Raw genomic sequence first — 22,485 nt, 5'->3', positions numbered from 1 at the left:
AGCAGGTCCCGGTCTCGACGGCGCGCTGAGTGGAACGACGCGGGGCACTGCTACGATGGATCTGTTCAACCACCAGCTGCGGCTGCACGCGGACCCTTCGCGTGTCGTCGTCCGGCCGTTCCATATCGCCTGGGGCGGTCATGGCGGCGCGCCGAGCCGCACCGAGCGGCTCGTCGGCGAAGTGCTCGAAATGTCGCCCGCACAGGCGCGCGCGCAACTCGAGGTTGTGCTGAAGGATTTCGAGGCGCGCCACTGGCAGACGCGCCGCGTGTTCATGACCCGCTACGACCAGATCGAGGACATGCTCGGGCTGAACGGTGCCGAGATCGGCGACGAGAAGCGCCAGCTGATCGGCGCCTATTTCTGCCATGAATACAGCTATGCCGCCGCCGCGCTGATGAACCCGAGCGCGGTGCCGCATTTCGACCAGTCGGGGATGCCGCCGGGTTCGATGCGCATCCTGATGTCGTTGCGCGCGGTCGGCGAGGGTCACATCTCGTCGGTCGCCTTCCGCGAAGGTATCATCACCTCCGAAAACCAGATGAAGCTGGCGCCCGAACCCCCGTTCGCCACCGCGACCGATGCGGTCGGCAGCGGCGAGGACGAAATGCCGATCGGCCCCGTCACCGTCTATCGCCACCGCGACAGCACGCTGAGCGGCACCGTGATCTTCCCGATCACGCAGGCGCAGTCGAAGGGGCTGGAGGATCTCCGCATCGTCCGGTTCCAGCACGAGGACGGCCAGTATGAGTGGATCGGCACCTACACCGCGTATAACGGCTCGGTGATCCAGTCGGAGCTGATGCGCACCCGCGATTTTCGCGCGTTCGATCTCGTGCCGATGACCGGCCCCGCCGCGCGCAACAAGGGCATGGCGCTGTTCCCGCGGAAAGTGAACGGCCAGTACATGATGATCGGCCGGCAGGACGGCGAGAACCTGTTCCTGCTCAAGTCCGACACGCTGACCGACTGGGACGATGGCGAGAAGATCCTGACGCCGGAATATCCGTGGGAACTGGTGCAGATCGGCAATTGCGGACCGCCGATCGAGCTCGACGAGGGTTGGCTGCTGCTGACTCACGGCGTCGGTGCGATGCGGAAGTACTCGATCGGCGCGGTGCTGCTCGACAAGGACGATCCGTCGAAGGTGATCGGCCGCACCAAGCAGCCGATCCTCGCGGCGAAGGACCAGGATCGCGAGGGCTACGTCCCCAACGTCGTCTACAGCTGCGGCGCGTTGAAGCATGGCGACACGATCTTCATGCCGTACGGGATCGCCGACAGCTCGGTGGGCTTCGCGTTCGTACCGATCAAGGACATGCTCGCCGCGATGGCTTAAACCATTTCCGATCGTCCCGAGTAGCCGTCGAGTAGCTGCTTCTGCAGCGTATCGAGACGGCGTATCGAAGGACAGGTTGGCGCGCGGAACCCATGCTTCGATACGAGCACTCGATACGCGGCAAGTGCAGCTACTCGGTCTCTACTCAGCACGAACGGGAGGGGGAAGTTCGGCACAGCAGGATAAGCCGAGCACTCTGCTCCAACCCCGTTCTCCTGCGAACGCAGGAGCCCAGGATACCAAGCGGGCCCGTTCGCAACCCTGGACTCCTGCGTTCGCAGGAGAACAGCCCTACCGCGACGCCGCCATCGTCCGTCGGTACATCACCCACGTCAGCACCGCGAACAGCAGCGTCCCGCCAATCAGCGCCACACTCGCAAACCCGTCGCCGACCAGCGCCAGCGGCGTCTCCTTGTTGGTCAGGTACACGATCCCCGCAAACCCGACGCCCCACAGCGACTCCCCGACGATCATCCCCGTCGCAGTCAGCACGCCCATACGCTTGGCCAACTCGGGATCGCGCGCCCGGTCCGCCCAGCGGTCATACATATAGCCGACGACCGCCCCGATCGTGACCGGCAGCGTCACCGACATCGGCAGATACACGCCCAGCCCGACGCCCAGCGGCGGCAACCGCAGCTTCCCCGCCTTGCCCAGCAGCTCGTCGACCGCGATCACGACAACGCCGGTGAGAGCACCATAGCCGATCATCCCCCAGTTGAGGTTGCCCCCCAGCACGCCCTTCGCGAGCGCAGAGATCAACGCCGCTTGCGGGGCCGCCAGCGCATTGGGCCCCGCCCCCGGCGCACCCGCAAACCCTAACGTGCTACCAAGCAGATTGAGCACCGGTGGCACGACGATCGATCCGAACACCACGCCGATCAGCAACGCCACCTGCTGCTTCCAAGGCGTCGCGCCGACCAGCTGGCCCGTCTTCAGATCCTGCAGATTGTCGTTCGAGATCGTCGCGATCCCGAACACGATGCCCGTCACGATCAGCCCATAGGCAACCAGCGCCTGCGTGGTGCCCGGCTCGACCGCACGACCGAACCACGACACCAGCAGGATCGACGCTGCGAGAATGGCGAGGATGCCGATCCCCGACACGGGCGAGTTCGACGCACCGATCAGCCCGGCCATGTACCCGCACACCGCCGCGATCACGAGGCCGATGACCAGAATGAACACCAGGCTGCCCGCGATCAGCCCGATCGCCGACGCCTCCAGCGGCCCGCCCTGCAACACGGTCCACAACAGCATACCGATCGGCACGAGCATCGCCAGCGAGCCGATCCCGACGATCCCGATCGGAATGTCGCGTTCCTCGAGCGCCAGCACTTCGCCGCCACGCTTGGCCGCCGACGCCGCCAGCGCCGACCGCACGCCGCCGACCACGGGTCCGGCGATCTTGAGCAACGTCCAGATCGCCGCGACTCCGATCACGCCCGCGCCGAAGAAGCGGACATCCGAGCGGAACACGGTGGTCGCGATCACTTCCGCGGTGCCGGTGATGCTCCCGCCGGAGGTCAGGATCGGCAGCAGGATCCACCAGCCGATGATGACGCCCGCGAACATCGCCATGCCGACCGAGATGCCGACCAGATGCCCGGCGCCGAGCAATGCGAACGACAATCCGCCCGAAATCCCCGTCGCGCCTGCGCCGACGCGGAACCACGTCGCGGCCTCGGCGGCGACCAGCTTGGTCTGCGTCAGGATCGCGAAACCCGCCGAGACGACCGCGTTGGCGACGATGATGCCGAGCCCGCGTGCGCTCTCTTCACCGCCTTCGCGACTCCCCGCGCCGACCTTGAGCACTTCGGCCGCCGCCCGCCCCTCAGGGTAGGGCAGTACGGTGTCGACGACGAGCGCGCGGCGGAGCGGCACCGAGAACAGCACGCCGAGCACGCCGCCGAACATCGTGATCGCCGAGGTCGTAAAGAACGGGAAGCCCTGCCACCAGCCGATCATCACGAGGCCGGGCAGCACGAAGATGATCGCCGCCAGCGTGCCCGCGGCGGACGCGATCGTCTGGACGATGTTGTTTTCCAGGATGGTCGAATCCTTGAACAATCGCAGCACCGCCATCGAGATCACCGCGGCGGGGATCGACGTCGCGAAGGTCAGCCCGATCTTGAGCCCGAGATAGACGTTCGCCGCGGTGAACAGCAGCGTGATGATCCCGCCGAGCACGATCCCGCGAAAGGTGAGCTCGCGCATGCTCGTTTCAGGTACGCCCGTCCCGGTTACGCCCCGCGTCGCGTCGGTCATCTGGTCAACCTCAAAGCAATTTGAGCGACCTGTGCCATGATGTGGGGTCAGAGGAAACCGTATCGACCGCGACGCGCGTGTTTCTCAAACCCGATCGTTCGCCTGCGAAAGCAGGAGCCCAGGAGTCTCGAACGCCGGGCGGCGTTGGTCTGCTTGGTCCTGGATTCCTGCGTGCGCAGGAAAACAGGGACTAAGGAAGGGTCGGTTGCTCTCGCCCTGCCCCTACCGCACCGCCATCCGCCGCGCGAAATTCACCTCGACCGCGCGCGTCACGCTCTCGGCGATCCGGTGCCGCCCCTCTTCGCTGTCCAGGAACGCCGCGTCCTGCGGGTTCGAGATATAGCCCGTCTCGAAAAGGATGGACGGCATGTCCGGCGCCTTCAACACCATCAAAGACGCCATCCGGTGGAAGTTCGCCTTGAGCGGCATCAGCGGCTTGGCCTCGCGCCCGAGCAACCGCGCGAACGTCGCCGACGCATTCATCGTCTCGCGCTGAGTCAGGTCGATCAGGATCGACGACACGTCCGCAGGCGCCTCGCCTAGGTTCACGCCCGAGATCACGTCGGCCTTGTTCTCGCGCGCCGCCAGCCGTGCCGCCTCCTTGTCGGACGCCACTTCGGACAGCGTGTACGCCGTCGCCCCGGTCGCGGTCTCCGACCCTGTGCTGTCGCAATGGATCGAGATGAACAGGTCACCCTTCAACCGCCGCGCCACGCCGTACCGCTCGCGCAGGATAAGGTAGCGGTCGTCGCTCCGCGTCAGCGCCACGCGCACCCGCCCCGACGCCAGCAGCTCGTCGCGGATCGCCTTGGCGACCTTCAGCGTCACGTCCTTCTCGCGCAGCCCGTTCGGCCCGATCGCACCCGGATCGACGCCGCCATGCCCGGCATCGATCACCACCAGCGGTCGTGTGTCATCCCCCTGCACGCGCGGCAGCTTCATCCCCCGCGGCTTTGGCGGCACCGGAACCGACACCTTGTATCTGGGCCGCGATGCCGCCCCGAACGTGAACGGGAAGAAGGTCAACGGCCCGGCGACACCCGCTTCCGCGAACTGATCGTAATCGACCGTGCGCAACGCCAGCGTCAGCTCGCGACCGTCGGAGTCGAACCCGCCATCGGTCACGATCGCCGGCTCGGCCAGATCGAACACCATTCGCATTCCCGACCGCCCGCTGCGCATCTGCGTGACGCCGGTCACCAGCCCGCGCGCGACGACCTCGCGGCCCGGGGACGCGCCCGACACGTCGACCGCGATCTGCCGCGGTCCGGTCAGCACGCGGCTGGCGGCATCGCCGACCGCCGCGTCGAAGCGGATCACGATCCGTCCGTCCCTAATCGCGACGCTCTGCACGGTGGCCGCCCAGGCGGGCACGCTCGTCAGCCAGCCGGCCATGAGGGCGATGACGGTCAACACCCCGTGCCCTTGCCGTACGGTTCGACCGCCGGTCCAGCGAAAACCCATGCTACACCCCTTTGATCGATACATCCGATCTCTGTGATCGGGCGGTAGCGCTGCGCGTCACAAGACGCGGTTGCGTAGTGCAGTTAATTTGCCGTTTGCCACGAATCCGGCGGCAAGGCTCTGCCGCCCCGGCAATTCTGCGCCTTGCTGCCCTGGTTCCGCGGCGAAGCGCGGGCGTCCGCGGGCGGTTTGCCGACACAATGTGGCGCATTGCGGGATCGGGTATGCGATGCTAGTCCTAACGTACAGCCGTGTGTCGCCTGGTTTTGACCAGCGACGCGCTGGTCTCGACGCCCGCCTGCGGATCCTCGCCGGCGCGGCAATTCAGGTTGACGCTCGAATGACGCATTCCCCCCGCCCCGCACTCCGACCGGCTTTCGCCGACGGACTCGCGGTCGTGCGGGCGCCGCAGGGAGAGTTCCCGCGGCATGCGACCCGAGCAGAGGCAGTTTCGCATACCTTCCGCGGCTCAGGACGTCCGTGTCCGACCGCCCCACCATCAAGCGCGCGACGGCTGCCGACAGGCCCGGCGCGCGCGCGGAGAATCTATTATGACAACGCGTATGCTGATCGACGCACGCCACCGGGAAGAAACCCGGATCGCCGTCGTCAAAGGTAACCGGATCGAGGAATTCGATTTCGAGAGTGCCGAACGCAAGCAGCTCAAGGGCAATATCTATCTCGCCAAGGTGACGCGGGTCGAGCCGTCGCTCCAGGCGGCGTTCATCGATTACGGCGGCAACCGCCACGGCTTCCTCGCGTTCAGCGAAATCCACCCCGATTACTACCAGATCCCCAAGGAAGATCGCGACGCGCTGCTCCGCGAAGAAGCCGAGCATGCCGCGGAGGAAGCCGCCCTGCGCGCCGACTATGATTCGGACGAAGACGAGGGTGACGACGAGGACGACATCGAGCGCTTCGAGGACGATGGCGGGGTCGACCCCGACGTCGCCGAAGAGCTCGAAGGCGCCGAAGAATCCGGTGAAGCACCCCGCCGCAAGCGGAAATCGAACGGCGACGATGCCGCGGTCGAGGACCTGCGCGAGCGTCGCATGAACCTGCGCCGTCGCTACAAGATCCAGGACGTGATCCATCGCCGTCAGGTGCTGCTCGTCCAGGTCGTCAAGGAGGAGCGCGGCAACAAGGGCGCCGCGCTGACCACGTACCTGTCGCTGGCCGGCCGCTATTGCGTGCTCATGCCCAACACGAGCCACGGCGGCGGCATCTCGCGGAAGATCAGCAACGCGGGCGATCGCAAGCGCCTGAAGTCGATCATGGCCGACATGCAGCTGCCACCCTCGATGGGCTGCATCGTCCGCACCGCCGGGCTCCAGCGCAGCAAGGTCGAGATCAAGCGCGACTTCGATTACCTCGCCCGCCTGTGGGATGGCATCCGCGAGGCCACGCTGAACGCGTCGGCCCCCGCGCTCGTCTACGGCGACAGCGACCTGATCAAGCGTGCGATCCGCGACATCTACAACAAGGAAATCGAAGAGGTCATCGTCGAGGGCGAGGACGGCTATCGCCAGGCGCGCGAGTTCATGCGCCTGCTGATGCCCACGCACGCCCGTCGCATCAAGCACTACGCCGATCCGGTTCCGCTGTTCCAGCGCGCCGGCGTCGAGGATCAGCTGTCGGCGATGTACCATCCGGTCGTCCAGCTGAAGTCGGGCGGCTATCTGGTCATCAACCCGACCGAGGCGCTCGTCTCGATCGACATCAACTCCGGCCGTTCGACGCGCGAGCACAGCATCGAGCAGACCGCGACCGCGACCAACCTCGAAGCCGCACAGGAAATCGGCCGCCAGCTCCGCCTGCGCGACATGGCCGGGCTCGTCGTCATCGACTTCATCGACATGGATAACAATTCCAACGTCCGTAAGGTCGAGAAGGCGATGAAGGAGGCGCTCAAGAACGATCGCGCGCGCATCCAGATCGGTCGCATCTCGTCGTTCGGCCTCATGGAAATGAGCCGCCAGCGGCTGCGCACCGGCGTGCTCGAAGCGTCCACCCGCCCCTGCCCGCATTGCGAAGGCACCGGCTTGGTCCGCACCGCCTCGTCGTCGGGCATCTCCGCGCTGCGGCTCATCGAGGACGAGGCCGCGCGCGGTCGCGGCTCGCTGCTGACCCTACGCGCCAGCCAGGAGGCGGCGGTCTACATCCTCAACCGCAAGCGCGCCGACATCTCGGAGATCGAGGATCGCTACGGCGTGATCGTCGAGATCATCCCCGGCCAGGACGAGGAAGGCGCGCACATGACGGTCGAGGCCAGCGGCCCGCCGCCCGCCCACGCGCCGAAATTCGTCCAGATCATCGAGGAAGACGAGGACGACCTCCCCGAGGAGATCGAGGACGAGATCGAGGAGGACGAGGTCGAAGAGGCCGAGGCCGAGCAGCCGCGCCGTCGCGAGCCACGCGAGCAGTCGGCACCGCGCGAAGGTCGCGATGCGGACGGCGAAGGTGGCAAGAAGCGCCGTCGTCGCCGCGGTCGTCGCGGTCGCGCGCGTCCCGGTGAGGACGGCGCGGTCGAAGGCACCAACGAGGAAGGCTTCGACGCCGATACCCGCGACACGAATAACGTCGAGGAGATCGACGAGGTCGAGGGCGACATCGTCGAAGTCGGCGGTGCGGTCGAGGGCGTCGAGGGCGCGGCACCAGCCGAAACCGCGAACGGAGTCGATGGCGAAGGCCGTCGTCGTCGCGGTCGTCGCGGTCGTCGCGGCGGTCGCCGCAACGAGCAGGGGTCGGACAATGGCCAGTCGGTCGCCGTCAGCAGCATCGACGATGCCCAGCTGATCGCCGAGGCGCCCGAGCCGGAAGCGTACGAGCCGGTCGAGTCGACCTATGCCGAGCCGCCATACGAACCTCCATACGAACCGGCGTACGAGCCGGCCGTCGAGGAAGCACCGGTTGCGGAGGTGGCCGAGGCGCCGAAGATGCGCCGTCGCCCCCGTGCGCGTGCGGCAGCCGCAGCGGCCAACATCGCCGAGGCGGTGGCGGAGGCAGCCCCCAAGGCGCGCCGTGGTCGCAAGCCACGCGCGGTCGAGGCCGAAGCCGAAAAGGTAGCGCCGGAGCCGGTCGTTCCGGAGCCCGTCGCGGCCGAGCCGGCTGCACCCAAGCCTAGCCGTCGCCGTCGTGAGGCGGTCGCCGAAGCGACGATGGACGAGGTGAGCGCAACGCCCGCCGAGACCATCGAAGCCTCGGCGCCCAAGCCCAAGCGTGCGCGTCGCAAGGCGTCGGACGCCGTGGTCGAAGCGCCGGTCGTGGAGGAGGCCCCCGTCAAGGTCGCCAAACCCCGTGGTCGTCCGCGCAAGGCAGCCGTAGTCGAAGCCGGCGACGCTGCCCCGACCAGCGAACCGCTCGCCACGCCGATCGAGACCATTCCGGTAAAGGCCGAAGTCCAACCCCAGGACGTCACCACCACCGACAGCAACGACGACCCCGACGGCTCCCCCCGCCGCGGCTGGTGGCAGCGCACCTTCGGCTAACGCCGGACGCTGAAACTAAAGAACGGGCGCGACCGAAAGGCCGCGCCCGTTTTCGTTTGGGGAGAAAGCGAACCCCCTCGGTAAGGCGCCCCCACGACGAAGCATGTGTCCTCGCGAAGGCGGGGACCCAGACTGGGCACCCGCCTTCGCGGGTGAACACGACACGAGGGCGACGCGAAGTTTAGGTTTCTCGGCCCGTCAGCCGTCTGAGCGGTCGTTCAAGCGTTCTCAGCGCTCCCCCCAACACCCACCCACCCCGGCGAAGGCCGGGGCCCAATTGGAAAGGTGGCAATGACGAAGCGCCACCTCTGTCAGCACCGTCCCCCAATTGGACCCCGGCCTCCGCCGGGGTGGTAGCTAGGAGGCGCTCGCCTCCTGCTTTGCCGAACCGCATCCCACCCCAAACCAAAACCCGTCACCCCAGCGAAAGCTGGCGTATCCCGCATGGCACGCGACACCCACCAAACCATGAAATCCCAGCTTTCGCGGGATTGACGGCGGGAGGGAAAGCAGCACGACGCGCCCCAACCAGCCCCCTCCGCCCCCTCGAACCCCTGTCCTACACAACCAAATCCTGCTCCCCTCCTCCAATGCCACCCGCACTCCCCACCAACCCCGCAAGAACCACTCCCAGCGTCTATACTTTCTATACTTCACTCTGCCGCACGCCCGGCCGCAGGCCCATTGCCCCCCCGCCCCCAATCAACGATAACCCGTGAAATGAAGCGCTTCGTAGCCGCCGCAGCCACCGCCCTCCTCCTCTGGACCCAACCCCTCCAAGCGCAGTCGATCCTCCGCGACGCCGAGACCGAGACGATGTTCGCAGAGATGTCGAACCCGCTCGTCAAGGCCGCCGGGCTCTCGACGCGCGACGTGAAGGTCGTCCTGATCAACGACGAGTCGATCAACGCGTTCGTTGCGGGCGGACAGACCGTCTACGTCCACTCAGGGCTGATCCAGGCCGCGGACAACGCCAACGAAGTCCAGGGCGTGATCGCGCACGAACTCGGCCACATCGCCGACGGCCATGTCGTCCTCGCCGACCGCGGGACCAAGCCCGCCATGGGCATGTACCTGCTTTCGATGGTCCTCGGCCTCGCCGCGATGGCCGCGGGCAGCGGCGAAGCAGGCGCTGGCATCATGGCCGCGGGACAGCAGGCGGCAATGGGCAGCTACCTCTCGTTCAGCCGAGTCCAGGAATCGACCGCTGACGCGACCGGCGCGAAATTCCTGCGCGAGGCCAACGTCTCGGGCCGCGGCATGCTCAGCTTCTTCAAGAAGCTGCAGCAGCAGGAATATCGCTTCGGCACCGCGAACATCGATCCGTTCATGCAGTCGCACCCGCTCTCGGGCGAACGCGTCGCGACGCTCACCGCCGATCTGCAAGCCTCGCCCGCCTGGGCCAACAAGCCCGATGCCACGCTGGAGGAACGCTTCCGCCGCGTGAAGGCCAAGCTCGCCGGCTATGTCCTGCCCGCCGACCAGACGCTGCAGGCCTTCCCGCCCAGCAACCAGTCGATCTACGCGCACTACGCTCGCGCCTATGCCTATCACAAAGCCGGCTATCCCGAGAAAGCCGACGCCGAGGCGAACGCGCTAGTAAAGGCCGAGCCGACCGACCCCTATTTCCTCGAGATCAAGGGCCAGATCCTGCTCGAGGCGGGCAAGCCGGTCGATTCACTCGTGCCGCTGCGCGAAGCGACCGAAGGCTCGCGCAACAACCCGCTGATCGCCACCACCTTTGGCCACGCGCTGATCGCGACCGAGAACAAGGCGAACTATCCCGAGGCGACTCGCGTCCTGCGTACCGCGGTCGGCCGCGACGACCAGAACCCGTTCGCCTGGATGCAGCTCGGCACGGTGTACGAACTGACCGGCGACACCGCGCGCGCCGCGCTCGCCACCGCCGAACGCGCGAGCATGGGCGGCGACATGCGGACCGCGTCGGCCAGCGCGCAATATGCGCTCGCCAACATCCCCGCCAACACCACCGACTGGATCCGCGCGCAGGATATTGCGATGGCCGCGCAGAACGAGATGGACGACAACCCCAAGCAGTATAAGCGCCGCAAATGAGCAAATTCACTTTCCCGGCCATAGCCGTCGCCGGCGCCCTCATCGGCGGCCTCGCGGTCTGGGGTTTCGACCGCCAGGGCGGCGGCGTCGAGCGCGCGCAGGTCGAATCGATCGTCCACGACTATGTGCTGGCGCACCCCGAAATCCTCCCCGAGGCGATGGAGAAGCTGCGCGACCGCGAGTCGGGCAAGACCGTCACCGCGAACCGCGACGCGATTCTCACGCCGTTCGGCAGCGCCTGGGCCGGCAATCCCAAGGGCGACGTCACGCTGGTCGAGTATTTCGACTATAATTGCGGCTATTGCCGCGCGAGCCTGCCGATGATCGCCAAGCTGATCGCCGCCGACCCCAAGGTCCGCGTCGTCTTCCGCGAACTCCCGATCCTCAGCGCGGAGAGCCGCATCGCCGCGCGCGCGAGCCTGGCCGCCGCGCAACAGGGCAAGTTCGCCCCCTTCCACGACGCGCTCTATGCCGGCGGCCCGGTCAGCGACGCCTCGATCGCCGCAGCGGCGGGCAAGGCCGGGGTCGACCTCTCCCAGCCAGGCTTCACCAAGACCGCCGACGCCGAGATCGCCAAGAACATGGAAACCGCCGCCAAACTCGGCATGACCGGCACGCCGAGCTGGGTCGTCGGCGACCGCGTCCTGTCGGGCGCGCTGCCGCTAGAGGACCTGCAAAAGGCGGTAGCCGCCGCGCGGGCCGGCTAAACCACCCACCCCGTCATCCTGACGAAAGTCAGGATCCAGAGCCACAAGCGGAACGCGCATGGCTCTGGATCCTGGGTCGAGCCCAGGATGACGGGATTTGAGCAGCCCGCCCCTATCAATAGGCGGGCATCACCCCCACATCCGCCCTGACAAAAAAGGGGTGCCAATGACCGAACCGATCCTGTCCGTCGCGGGCGTCACCAAGACCTACAAGAGCGGCACCACCGCGCTCCATCCCGTCGATCTCGATATCCGCAAGGGCGAGATCTTCGCCCTCCTCGGCCCCAACGGCGCGGGCAAGACGACACTGATCAGCATCATCTGCGGCATCGTCACGCCGTCGGCCGGCACGATCAAGGTCGCGGGCTATGACGCGATCCGCGACTATAAGCAGGCGCGCAGCCGCATCGGCCTCGTGCCGCAGGAACTCAACGTCGACATGTTCGAGACGGTGCTCGCCACCGTCACCTTCAGCCGCCGGCTGTTCGGCCGCTCGGGCCACAGCGCGTATATCGAGCAAGTGCTCCGCGACCTGTCGCTGTGGGACAAGCGCCATGCCAAGATCATGGAACTGTCGGGCGGGATGAAGCGCCGCGTGCTGATCGCCAAGGCGCTCAGCCACGAGCCCGAGATCCTCTTCCTCGACGAACCGACAGCCGGCGTCGACGTGGCGCTGCGCCGCGACATGTGGAAGCTCGTCCACCGCCTGCGCGAAGGCGGCACGACGATCATCCTGACGACGCATTATATCGAGGAGGCCGAGGAGATGGCCGACCGCGTCGGCGTCATCAACAAGGGCAAGCTGCTGCTGGTCGACGACAAGGCGGCGCTGATGAAGCAGCTCGGCAAGCGCGAACTCGACGTGGCGCTCCAGGATTCGATGACCGTGATCCCCGCCGAACTGGCAGACTGGGACGTGTCGCTACAGGACGACGGCAAGCGCCTGCGCTATGTGTTCGACGCGCAGGCCGATCACACCGGTATTCCCTCGCTGCTCCGAAAGCTCGCCGAACTCGGCATCGGCTTCAAGGATCTCGAAACCAGCAAATCGAGCCTCGAAGACATCTTCGTCGATCTCGTCGGAGAGCGCGCATGAATACGCATGGCATCTGGGCGATCTATCGCTTCGAAATGGCGCGTGCGCTGCGCACCTTGTGGCAGAGCCTCGTCACCCCCGTCCTCACCACCTCGCTGTATTTCATCGTCTTCGGCGGTGCGATCGGCAGCCGGATGCAGCAGGTCGGCGGCGTCGGCTATGGCAGCTTCATCGTTCCCGGCCTGATCATGCTGTCGCTGCTCACGCAGAGCATCTCGAACGCGTCGATCGGAATCTACTTCCCCAAATTCACCGGCACGATCTACGAGCTCCTGTCCGCGCCTGTCTCCGCGATGGAGATGGTGATCGGCTATGTTGGCGCAGCGACCACCAAGTCGGTGATCCTCGGGCTTATCATCCTGGCGACCGCGTCGTTCTTCGTGGATCTGCGGATCGAGCATCCGCTCGCGATGATTGCATTCCTGGTGCTGACCGCGATTGCGTTCAGCCTGTTCGGGTTCATCATCGGCGTCTGGGCGAACGGGTTCGAACAGCTGAACTTCGTCCCCGCGTTGCTGATCACGCCGCTCACCTTCCTCGGCGGCGCGTTCTACTCGATCGACATGCTGCCCCAGCCCTGGCGCACCGTCAGCCTGTTCAACCCGGTCGTCTATCTCATCAGCGGTTTCCGCTGGAGCTTCTTCGGGCAGGGCGACGTGGCAGTTGGGATCAGCCTCGCGGTGACGGCAGGTTTCCTCGCCGCATGCCTCATCGTCATCGCGCTGATCTTCAAGACCGGCTGGCGGATGAAAAACTGACCTCGACGCCCTAGAGCACCTCCCCGGCGAAGGCCGGGGTCCAGTTGGGGGACTTGGCCATCGGGGGACTGCGCTTCGTTACCTTGACCTTCCCAACTGGGCCCCGGCATCCGCCGGGGAAGTGCAGTAATACTCAATCTTATCGCATCACCGGCAGCGTAACCCGCGACCCCGCACAGACCTTCTGCGTCGCCTTCACGTAATCGCCCGCCTTTGCCCGCCCGATATTCGCCACGAACGACTGCGGGTTGCGGTCGATCATCGGGAACCAGCTCGACTGGACCTGCACCATGATCCGGTGCCCCGCCTTGAACACATGGTCATGGTCGCGCAGCGGCACGTCCCACGCTACGACCTCGCCCGGCACCAGCGGCTTCGGCGCGGTGTCGCTGGCCAGGAACCGCCCGCGCCGCACCTCCATCGCGATCGGCAGCTGATAGCCGTTGAGCGTTCTCGCATAGTCCCCCGGCTGCGCGGTCCGGCCGTCGAACGGCGCGGTATCGTCGGGCAGCACGTCGATCAGCTTCACCACGAAATCGCTGTCCGTCCCGCTCGTCGATGCCTGCAACGTTGCTGACAGCGCACCCGTCACGGTCAGGTCCGCGGCGAGCGGTTCGGACACATAGCCGAGCACATCGGGGCGATGATCGACGAAGCGCTGGTCGTCCGCCTCCCACCATGACCAATCGGGGCTGGCATAGGTCGCCGACATCGGCCGCCGGCGGAACGGCACCGGGTTGGCCGGATCGGACACATAGTCGCGACACCCCTCGCCTGCCGCCGGCGCGGTGAACGACAGGCTGCCATCGGCATGCAGATACAGGTCGGTCTGCTTCGTCCCCGCCGGCGGCCACGCGGCATAGGTCTTCCACGCGTTCGATCCCGACTGGAACATCTTGGCGGCAAAGTCGGGCCGCGGCCCCCTGCCATGCAGCCAATAGGCGAAGAACGGTGCCTGGATCTGCTCCTGGAACTGCGTGCCGCTCGGCGTTCCGATCGGGATCGGCCCCAGATGATCCGCCACGCCCTGCCACCCGCCATGCCGCCAAGGCCCCGCCACCATCTGCGCCAGATGGTTCGGGTCGTTGCGCTTTTGCCTCGCGTAGATCTGCCAGGAACCCCACGGGTCCTCCTGATCCCAAAACCCCGCGACGTTCAGTGTCGGCACCGTCGTCTTGCCCAGCGAGTCGGTCCAGCGCTGTGCGGTATAGAAGCCGTCGTGGTTCGGGTGATCGAGCAGCGACGTGAACATCGGCACGCGTCCCTTGAACACGGTACGGTCGATCGCCTCCGCCGAGCCTGCCTTGAGGAAATACTCGTACGTGTCGCTCGGATACGAGAAATCCGAATTCTTCGTCTTGTCGAGTTGCAGCGACGACACCCAGTCGGTTGCATAGCTCAGCCGCAGCGCGCCGTTGCGGTGCAGGTCGTCCGACTGCCAGTAATCGATCCACGCCGCTTGCGGGGACACGGCCTTGAGCGCCGGATGTGGGTTCGCCAGCGCGACCGCGGCGGCGAAACCGGGATACGACACGCCCCACATGCCGACCTTGCCGGTGTTGGCCGGTATGTTCTTTACCAGCCAGCCGACGGTGTCGTACGCATCCGTTGCCTCGTCCACGGCCTTCGGATCACCCGGATGCACCGCGGTCGACAGTGTGAAGACACCGTCGGACTTGAACCGCCCGCGCATCGATTGGAAGACGAACACATAGCCGTCCTTCATCAGCGGGGCGAAGCGGTTGGCGTCGGGGAACGGCGCATCGGGCACGCCGTACGGCGTTCGCTGGAGCAGGATCGGCAGCGGTGCAGTCATCCCGCGTGGCCGCATGATGACGGTCTGCAACTTCGCACCGTCGCGCATCGGCACCATCACCTCTTCATAGGTGAACGGCGATTGCGTCGAGGTTTGCGGGGCGATCTGCGCGACGGTTGCGCGGGGCAGCGCCGCGGTAATCGCCAGGGCAAGCAGGAGGGCGTGGCGTGACATGATGGACCCCTTCGTGAACCGTGGCGCGATTGGACGAACCCGCGCCCGCGAAGTCAAGCCGCGCGCCACGCTCCAGTCAGCGCCGGGCGCAAAACCAGCGAATTGAGATCGATCAGCGCGTGCAGGCTCATCGCCAGCCACAGCTCGCCGGTCATCAGGTAGATCGCCGCCATCAGCGCGCCGACGAGCGTGGTCGCGATCACGCCTGCCCGCCCCTGATACAGGTGCATCGCGCCGAACGCCGCGATCGCGACACCGAACGCGACGACCGCGTTGCCGGTGACGAGCGCGACCAGCAGCGGCAGGAACAGGCGGAAGGCGAGCTCCTCGGAAACGCCCGCCGCGATCGACATGGCGGCGGCGTGCGCGAGCTCAGGCCGGTTACGCGGGAGCAGCGATCCGATGTTGCCGATCGTCCTGAGGAAACGCCACTTACGCCGCGTCGCCAGGACCGTACCGATGACGAGACCACCAAGGGCGCTGCCGCCGATCGTGGCGAGCATGTCCGCGCGGCTGTCGCCGGCAAGGCTTGGCAGGAGCCTGCGGAGAGCGTCGAACTCGGGGGGAACGATAACGAGGGCATCCAGCCTGCCCACTAGCGTGAGCCCGATGATAGCCGGCAGGACGAAGGCGATCGCGGCCTTGGCAATCCACAGGCGGTAGGTCTTCTGGCGCGAGGCAGTGTCGGGGAGGCGCTTGATGCGGCGGTAGCCGAGGAGATCGCCCTTGAGGAACCAGACGAGGCTCATGATCGTGACGAGGAGGAGGGCGTTGGGCAGGATCATGCGCGTACCTCGCTGACCTTGTTCTCCCGCGAAGGCGAGAGCCGAGTCTGGGTCCCCGCCTTCGCGGGGACACATGTGCTTGGTTCACCACCGTGACCGAGCACTCCCCCCGGCGAAGGCCGGGGCCCAAACGGAACGTTGCTAACGAAGCGCATCGCTTCGTCAGCAACGTTCCCCAATTAGACCCCGGCCTCCGCCGCGGCGGTGCTTACATACTACGCGAAGCGGCCAAATCAATCGGTCCGATGCTCGCCCTTGACCCAGCGCACCGTCCCCGAAGACGCGCGCATCACCACGCTTTCGGTCGTCATCTTGCCCTTCTTCCGCTTCACGCCCGCCAGCAGCGAGCCATCGGTCACGCCCGTCGCCGCGAAGATGCAGTCGCCCTTGGCCAGCTCGGACAGGTCATACTGCTTGTCGAGATCGGTGATCCCCCACTTCGCCGCACGGCCTCGCTCGTCGTCGTTGCGGAACAGCAACCGACCCTTGAACTGCCCGCCGACGCAGCGCAGCGCCGCGCAGGCCAGCACGCCTTCGGGCGCGCCGCCGGAGCCCATGTACACGTCGACCGTGGTCTCGGGATCCGACGTCGCGATCACGCCGGCGACGTCGCCGTCACCGATCAGCATGATCCCACAGCCGACCTGGCGCAGTTCGGCGATCAACGCTTCGTGACGCGGCCGGTCGAGCACGCACACGATCAGGTCGCGCGCCGGCACGCCCTTGGCGGCGGCGACGGCAGTGATGTTCTCGGTCGGCGTCTTGTCTAGATCGATGATGCCCTCGGGATAGCCCGGGCCGACCGCGATCTTGTCCATATAGACGTCGGGTGCGTTGAGCAGCCCGCCCTCTTCGGCGATCGCCAGCACGGCGAGGCTGTTCGGACCCGCAGTCGCGCAGATCGTGGTGCCTTCGAGCGGATCGAGCGCGATGTCGATCTTCGGGCCCTTGCCGATCGCCGAGCCCACCTTCTCGCCGATGAACAGCATCGGCGCCTCGTCGCGCTCGCCCTCGCCGATCACGACGGTGCCGTCCATGTACAGCGAGTTGAGCGCCTCGCGCATCGCCTCGACCGCGGCCGCATCCGCCGCCTTCTCGTCACCGCGCCCGACGAGCGTGGAGGCGGCGATCGCCGCCGCTTCGGTCACGCGGACCATTTCAAGGACGAGAACGCGGTCGAGAACCTGGCTGGCGGCTGCGGTCAAAATATTTCTCCTCGGTATGTTTCGTCCCGGATAGGCAGCCCCCATCCGGTTGTCGACCCGATCAGTCCCTCAGAAGGTCGTTGATCGAGGTTTTGGAACGAGTTTGCGCATCGACGCGCTTGACGATCACTGCGCAGTACAACGCAGGCTTGCCGTCCCCGCCGCCGATCGAGCCCGGCACGACGACGGCATAAGGCGGCACTTCGCCCTTGAAGACCTCGCCGGTCGCGCGGTCGATGATCTTGGTCGATGCGCCAAGATACACGCCCATCGACAGCACCGCGCCCTCGCCGACGCGGACGCCCTCCGCGACTTCGGCACGCGCGCCGATGAACGCGCCGTCGCCGATGATCACCGGGTCGGCCTGGAGCGGCTCGAGCACGCCGCCGATACCGGCGCCGCCCGACAGATGGACGTTCTTGCCGATCTGCGCGCACGACCCGACGGTCGCCCAGGCATCGACCATCGTGCCCTCGCCGACATACGCGCCGATATTGACGAAGCTCGGCATCAGGATCGCGCCCTTGGCGATGAAGCTGCCCCGACGCGCGACCGCGCCCGGTACGACCCGGATCCCCGCCGCGCGGAACTCCGCCTCGCCCCAGCCGGCGAACTTCGACGGCACCTTGTCGAACGCAGGCGCGCCGCCCGATCCGCCGTCGATCACGACGTTATCGTTAAGCCGGAACGACAGCAGCACCGCCTTCTTGAGCCATTGGTTGACCTGCCAGCCATCTGCCGTCGGCTCGGCAACGCGCGCCGTGCCCGCATCGAGCATCGCCAGTGCGGACTCCACGGCATCACGAATCTCGCCCTTCGTCTCCAGCCCGAGGTTCGCGCGATCGTCCCAGGCGGCGTCGATGATGGTCTGCAAGGTCATGATGTCTCCAGGATGGTTTCGAGCCATGGTGCGAGCACCGGCACGGTAAAATCGATGTGATCGCGCGCTGCGTCGGGCGACTGTTCGGAGCCGTTGTCGATCCACACCGTCGTCATCCCGATCGCCTTGGCCGGCGTCAGGTTGCGCGCCATGTCGTCCGCGAACAGCGACTCGCGCGGGTCAATATCGAACGCCGCGCAGAACCCGGCATAGGCCGACGCATGCGGCTTGGGCATCAGGTTCATCGCATGGATGTCGTGGATCGCCTCGAAGCTCTCGCTCAACCCCAGCCGGTCGAGGATCCGAGTCGCGTACGGCGTGTCGCCATTGGTGAAGACGAGCTTGCGCCCCGGCAGCTTCGCGATCGCCGCGACCAAAGGCGCGTCGTGCTCGATCACGTCCATCTCGATATCGTGGACATGCGCGAGAAACGCGTGCGGATCGACATGATGCTCGGTCATCAACCCCGACAATGTCGTGCCGTGGTTGTGGAAATACCCCTTCTGCACGCGCCGCGCTTCGGCGTGATCGAGCCCGAGCAGATCCTGGATGAACCCGGTCATCCGCGCATCCACCTGCGCGAATAGGTTCGCGCTCGCCGGATACAGCGTGTTGTCGAGATCGAAGATCCAGTTGCGGACATGGTCGAGGCGGGGGTCAAGGCGGGCAAGCATCGGCCGGAACCTCTACGGACCGCCGCGTGCGGCGACAAGCGGGCTGCGACACGTCAGACGTCGAGCGCCGATGTTTACGATCGCGTAAGTCTTTGCATTCCAGTATGTTACGGAAAATTACAAAAGGGCGGGTCGGATGCACGGCACAAGCGCGGGGCTACTGAGATCGGCAGCGATGGCAGGTGGCCTGCTGCTCGCGGCGTGCGGGGGCGGTGGTGGAGGCGTCAACGGCACACCAGTCCCGCCCGCGGCTCCCACTCCGACGCCGGTTCCGCCCCCTACCCCCACGCCAGCCCCTACCCCCACGCCAGCCCCGACGCCCGCGCCAACCCCGACGCCGTCCAGCAACGACACCAGCGAATACCGCGCGACCGTCGGCGCGGTCTCGATGAACGCGCTTGCTGCCTATACCGTCGGTGCAACCGGCCAGGGAATCGGCGTCGGCGTGATCGACAGCGGCATCGATCTGCAAAGCCAGGAATTCGGCACCCGCGTCTCGTCCGCCTCGCAGGACGTCGCCGGCAATGCCACGATCGACGACGAAGGCGGTCACGGTACCGCCGTCGCCTTCACGCTGGCAGGGCGGAGGAACGGTGCGGGCTCGCACGGCGTGGCATTCGACGCGACGCTGATCGTGCTGCGCGCCGACCGCCCCGGCACCTGCGCCACCGCGAGCAAGGACGACGAGGATACGGGGTGCAAGTTCGGCACCGATGCGATCACACGCGGGCTCGATGCGGCACGCACCGCAGGCGCGAAGGTCGTCAACATATCGCTAGGCGGATCGGAAATGCCGCAAAGTCTGAAGGACGCGATCGGCCGCGCAACAGCTGCCGGGTTGGTCGTCGTGATCGCTGCGGGCAATGACGGCTCGGTCAATCCCGATCCGTTCACCACCGTCGCCGGCGAGGCGCAAGGCCGCAACCAGGTCATCATTGCCGGCTCGGTCGGCGCAAGCGACGGCATCTCCACCTTCAGCGACCGCGCTGGCACCGGCGCCGCGCACTTCCTGACCGCGGTCGGCGAAAGCGTCCGCGCGCCCGATCAGACCGACACCGCCTATCTCTGGTCCGGCACCTCGTTCGCTGCGCCGCAGATATCCGGCGCGGTCGCGCTGCTGGCGCAGGCCTTCCCCAACCTCACGGGCGCGCAGATCGTCGACATCCTGTTCAAGAGCGCACGCGATCTCGGCGCGCCGGGTGTCGATTCGGTCTACGGCAACGGCGTGCTCGACCTGACGCGTGCGTTCCAGCCGCTCGGCGCAACTTCGATCGCAGGATCGAAAGCGGTCGTCTCGACGATCGGCAACGCCAGCCTATCCGCCCCGATGGGCGATGCCGCGCAGGGTGAGCTCGGCGCAGTCATCCTCGACGGCTACAGCCGCGCGTTCGCGATCGACCTCGCCAGGACGATCGCCCGCCGAAGCCCGGACCGCTCGCTCGGCGGCGCGCTCCAGTCGCGGTTCCGCACGGTCGCGTTGGCGCAAGGCGGCTTGACCGTATCGATGACGCTCGCCCCGCGCGCGAACGGCGACGTCGCGCTCGACCGCACCTCGCTGTCGAGCGCCGACGCGTCCAGCGCACGCGCGATCGCTGGGATGGTCACGCAAAAGCTGGGCAGCACGCTGTCGTTCGGCTTCGGGTTCGCGCAAGGCGCGAACGCGCTCAGCGCACAATTGTCGGGGCAGTCCGAACCCGCCTTCCTGATCGCCAACACCGGCGGCATGGGCTTCGACAACACCGCGCGGGCGTCGAGCGCGATGCGGCAGAGCGTTGGCGGGTTCGGCTTTACCGCAGGGATCGAGACTGGCGACGTCCTTACGCAACGTGACGACGACCTTCGCCTCCGCGACCGCTGGCAGCGATCGGGCTACAACCGCGCCTCGCTGACGATCGACCGGCGGGTCGGCGCGCTGTCGACGATGGTCGCCGCCACCCGGATGGACGAACGCGACACCGTCCTCGGCGCGCGCTTCGACACCGCACTTGGCGCGACACGGGCGGCAACGTGGTTCGTGGACACGAAGGCGCGGTTCGAGACCGGCGCCGGCTGGAGCATCGGCGGCGCGATGCGCCAGGGCTGGACGCGCGCCGTCGTCCGCGGCGGGCTCAGCGGCGATGGCCTCGTCCGCACCAATGCGTTCGCTGCCGACATCGGCAAGGACGGGGTGTTCGGCCACGACACGCTCGGCCTGCGCGTCGCGCAACCATTGCGCGTAGCCCACGGCGGCATCGACCTCGGGCTCCCGACCTATTTCGACTATACCAGCGGCACCGTCACCGACTGGACCACCCAACGCCTCAACCTCGCGCCGCAGGGCCGCGAACTCGATGTCGAGATGCGCTACGGTGTCCCCGCGTTCGGCGGTGGCCTCGACACCAACCTGTTCTGGCGCCGCGACCCTGGCAACTTCGCCGCGCTGCCCAACGATTACGGCATGGCGATGCGGTATAGCGTTGGGTTCTGACGCCCAGCCCTCCCCAAGTCGTCATCCTGACGACAGTCCGGACCCAGGGTTTCGGGCGGTGCCGTTCTTGGCTCTGGGTCCTGACTGTCGTCAGGATGACGGGGGAAGCGTCAGGACGACGGGCAGAATGCCAGGGTGACGGTTAGCCACGAGAACGGCCGGGCGCCAGAACGGCGATCCACGACAGCCCCCCGCCCATACCCCAATCCGACGCCAGCACTGGATAAGCTACCGTTCGGTACCTATCTCGTGCGACATGACACGCTATTCCCTGCTCGATCTGGTCCCCGTTATCGAAGGCGGCACCGTCTCCCAATCGCTGGCCAACGCTGCCGACCTCGCGCGCCACGCTGAAAACGTCGGTTTCCAGCGCTATTGGGTCGCCGAACATCACGGCATGACCGGGATCGCCTCCGCCGCGACCGCAGTCGTGATCGCGCACATCGCCGCGGCGACCAGCACGATCCGCGTCGGCTCAGGTGGCATCATGCTTCCCAACCACGCGCCGCTGACGATCGCTGAGCAGTTCGGCACGCTCGACGCATTGTTCCCCGGCCGCATCGACCTGGGTCTCGGCCGAGCTCCCGGGTCCGACCAGCGCGTCGCGCGCGCGATGCGCCGCACGCTGGAGACCGACGCCAACGCCTTCCCGCAGGACGTGATGGAGCTCCAGAGTTATTTCGCGAACGACGGCCAGACCGGCATCGTCGCCACCCCGGGTGCGGGCGCAGACGTCGCCATGTGGATCCTCGGCTCCAGCACGTTTGGCGCGCAATTGGCCGCCGCGCTCGGGCTGCCTTACGCGTTCGCCTCGCATTTCGCGCCCGACGCGCTCGATGCCGCGCTTGCGATCTATCGCCGCGATTTCCGCCCCTCGGCGCGTCTTTCCAAGCCCCATGCCATGGCGGGTTTCAACGTCTTCGCGGCCGAGACCGATGCGGAGGCCGAGCTGCTCGCCAGTTCGCAGCAGCAGTCGTTTGTGGCGCTTCGCACCGGCAACCCCGGCAAGATGAAGCCGCCCCTCGCCGGCTATCGCGAGTCCCTCGGCGCGCAAGGCAACCAGATCCTTGACCATGTGCTGCAGTGCTCGGCGGTCGGCAGCCCCGCCAAGGTCGCGCGCGGGATCGCGGCGTTCGTCGAACGGACCGGCGTTGACGAGGTCATGGTGACCAGCGCGATCTACGACCACGAAGCCCGCAAGCGGAGCCTCTCGATAACGGCCGACGTGATGCAGGATCTAAAGATCGCGGCGTAACGTCGGAGCCATGGTCTCGACGGCGGAACGCGG

The 22,485-nt window shown here is 66.8% G+C and carries 15 protein-coding genes; 8 read left to right on the top strand and 7 right to left on the bottom strand.

Translation table 11 applies throughout. The features are described from left to right. Nucleotides 1-55 precede the first annotated feature (55 nt). On the top strand, nt 56-1,339 hold the full coding sequence (locus tag HMP09_RS15785; RefSeq protein WP_176501145.1) for a glycoside hydrolase family 130 protein: 1,284 nt from the start codon (nt 56-58) through the stop codon (nt 1,337-1,339). 291 nt (nt 1,340-1,630) lie between these two features. Here HMP09_RS15785 and HMP09_RS15780 read toward each other — a convergent pair whose 3' ends face one another. Then, nucleotides 1,631-3,607 (bottom strand): OPT family oligopeptide transporter, encoded by a 1,977-nt coding sequence (locus tag HMP09_RS15780; RefSeq protein WP_232090397.1) that lies wholly within the window; start codon nt 3,605-3,607, stop codon nt 1,631-1,633. Between the two features lie 222 nt (nt 3,608-3,829). Next, nucleotides 3,830-5,071 carry an N-acetylmuramoyl-L-alanine amidase family protein gene (locus HMP09_RS15775; protein WP_443026425.1) on the bottom strand — a complete coding sequence of 414 codons (1,242 nt, stop codon included), beginning with the start codon at nt 5,069-5,071 and terminating at the stop codon, nt 3,830-3,832. A gap of 563 nt (nt 5,072-5,634) precedes the next feature. Between HMP09_RS15775 and HMP09_RS15770 the strand changes: the two genes are divergently transcribed. The 5 genes from HMP09_RS15770 (at nt 5,635) to HMP09_RS15750 (ending at nt 13,196) form a co-directional block, all read left to right on the top strand. Then, nucleotides 5,635-8,559, top strand: a complete 2,925-nt coding sequence (locus tag HMP09_RS15770) for a ribonuclease E/G (protein ID WP_176501826.1) — start codon at nt 5,635-5,637, stop codon at nt 8,557-8,559. 720 nt (nt 8,560-9,279) lie between these two features. Beyond that, entirely contained in the window at nt 9,280-10,635 is a 1,356-nt protein-coding gene (locus HMP09_RS15765; RefSeq protein ID WP_176501143.1) for a M48 family metalloprotease, read from the top strand. Next, nucleotides 10,632-11,342 (top strand): DsbA family protein, encoded by a 711-nt coding sequence (locus tag HMP09_RS15760; RefSeq protein WP_176501142.1) that lies wholly within the window; start codon nt 10,632-10,634, stop codon nt 11,340-11,342. Before HMP09_RS15765 ends, HMP09_RS15760 begins: the two co-directional genes overlap by 4 nt. Nucleotides 11,343-11,508: 166 nt before the next feature. Beyond that, nucleotides 11,509-12,438 carry an ABC transporter ATP-binding protein gene (locus HMP09_RS15755; RefSeq protein ID WP_176501141.1) on the top strand — a complete coding sequence of 310 codons (930 nt, stop codon included), beginning with the start codon at nt 11,509-11,511 and terminating at the stop codon, nt 12,436-12,438. Then, on the top strand, nt 12,435-13,196 hold the full coding sequence (locus tag HMP09_RS15750) for an ABC transporter permease (protein WP_176501140.1): 762 nt from the start codon (nt 12,435-12,437) through the stop codon (nt 13,194-13,196). Before HMP09_RS15755 ends, HMP09_RS15750 begins: the two co-directional genes overlap by 4 nt. 139 nt (nt 13,197-13,335) lie before the next feature. Here HMP09_RS15750 and HMP09_RS15745 read toward each other — a convergent pair whose 3' ends face one another. From HMP09_RS15745 to HMP09_RS15725, 5 genes are all read right to left on the bottom strand, one after another. Next, complete coding sequence (locus tag HMP09_RS15745; protein ID WP_176501139.1) at nt 13,336-15,186, bottom strand: CocE/NonD family hydrolase; 1,851 nt, start codon at nt 15,184-15,186, stop codon at nt 13,336-13,338. A 53-nt stretch (nt 15,187-15,239) separates the two neighbouring features. Further along, the gene (locus HMP09_RS15740; protein WP_176501138.1) at nt 15,240-15,971 is read right to left on the bottom strand and encodes a CPBP family intramembrane glutamic endopeptidase; all 732 of its coding nucleotides are present in this window, start codon (nt 15,969-15,971) and stop codon (nt 15,240-15,242) included. A gap of 233 nt (nt 15,972-16,204) precedes the next feature. Further along, complete coding sequence (glpX, locus tag HMP09_RS15735) at nt 16,205-17,176, bottom strand: class II fructose-bisphosphatase (protein ID WP_232090394.1); 972 nt, start codon at nt 17,174-17,176, stop codon at nt 16,205-16,207. A gap of 61 nt (nt 17,177-17,237) precedes the next feature. Continuing rightward, nucleotides 17,238-18,056 (bottom strand): 2,3,4,5-tetrahydropyridine-2,6-dicarboxylate N-succinyltransferase, encoded by an 819-nt coding sequence (gene dapD, locus HMP09_RS15730; protein ID WP_176501136.1) that lies wholly within the window; start codon nt 18,054-18,056, stop codon nt 17,238-17,240. Continuing rightward, entirely contained in the window at nt 18,053-18,730 is a 678-nt protein-coding gene (locus HMP09_RS15725; protein WP_176501135.1) for a pyrimidine 5'-nucleotidase, read from the bottom strand. The genes dapD and HMP09_RS15725 overlap by 4 nt, the downstream gene beginning before the upstream one ends. 175 nt (nt 18,731-18,905) lie before the next feature. Between HMP09_RS15725 and HMP09_RS15720 the strand changes: the two genes are divergently transcribed. Next, nucleotides 18,906-21,197, top strand: coding sequence for a S8 family peptidase (locus HMP09_RS15720; RefSeq protein ID WP_232090385.1), 2,292 nt, complete (start codon nt 18,906-18,908; stop codon nt 21,195-21,197). Between the two features lie 256 nt (nt 21,198-21,453). Then, a complete protein-coding gene (locus HMP09_RS15715; RefSeq protein WP_176501133.1) occupies nt 21,454-22,452 on the top strand; it encodes an LLM class flavin-dependent oxidoreductase in 999 nt (332 codons plus the stop codon). Nucleotides 22,453-22,485 lie beyond the last annotated feature (33 nt).

This window comes from Sphingomonas sp. HMP9 (assembly GCF_013374115.1).
GTDB lineage: Bacteria > Pseudomonadota > Alphaproteobacteria > Sphingomonadales > Sphingomonadaceae > Sphingomonas.
The sequence above is the reverse complement of the archived record's forward strand: the minus strand, read 5'-3'. Positions and strand labels throughout refer to the sequence as shown.